The organism is Lysinibacillus sp. 10T31 (genome assembly GCF_056394365.1).
Genome location: NZ_JBFTHS010000182.1, coordinates 1 through 494, shown reverse-complemented (window position 1 = coordinate 494; position 494 = coordinate 1). Strand labels below are relative to the sequence as shown.

Annotated in this window: 1 protein-coding gene; it reads left to right on the top strand. The window is 53.2% G+C overall.

Features of this window, described 5'->3' with window-relative positions:
- On the top strand, positions 1-419 hold a 419-nt coding region (locus AC1DCY_RS27490), incomplete at its 5' end, for a helix-turn-helix domain-containing protein (RefSeq protein WP_477355904.1).
- Between the last annotated feature and the right edge of the window lie 75 nt (positions 420-494).

The window sequence follows — 494 nt, the reverse complement described above, 5'->3', positions numbered from 1 at the left end:
TCACTGGCTGCATTCCCACGCAGAGCATGGGAACGATCGAAAACCGAAATGCGGGATATCGAACTGGCACGTGCCAGATTGCAGGAAATAGGTTGAACACCATGACCGAACGTCAGATTCAAACCGAGCGTTTCACCAGTGTCTGGGATGCGCTGGAAGACACTCCACAACAAGCGGCCAACATGCGCCTGCGTTCCAGGCTGATGCAGGAACTGTACAAAACCATTCGTGCCTGGGAGTTGCCGCAAAAGGACGCGGCCAAACGCCTGGGCATCACTCAACCCCGGCTCAATGATGTGCTCAACGGCAAGATCGACAAATTTTCGCTGGATTCCTTGGTGAACTTGTCCGCAGCCGCTCGATTGGGCGTTGATATCTGTTTCGACCCACAACCGTTCGGGCCACTTCAGATAGTCTGATGCAGTCAGTTGATCGTTTTGCGAAAGGTTTGGGAGCGATCATTTGAAACATCTGCCGACTACGCAGGTCGATTC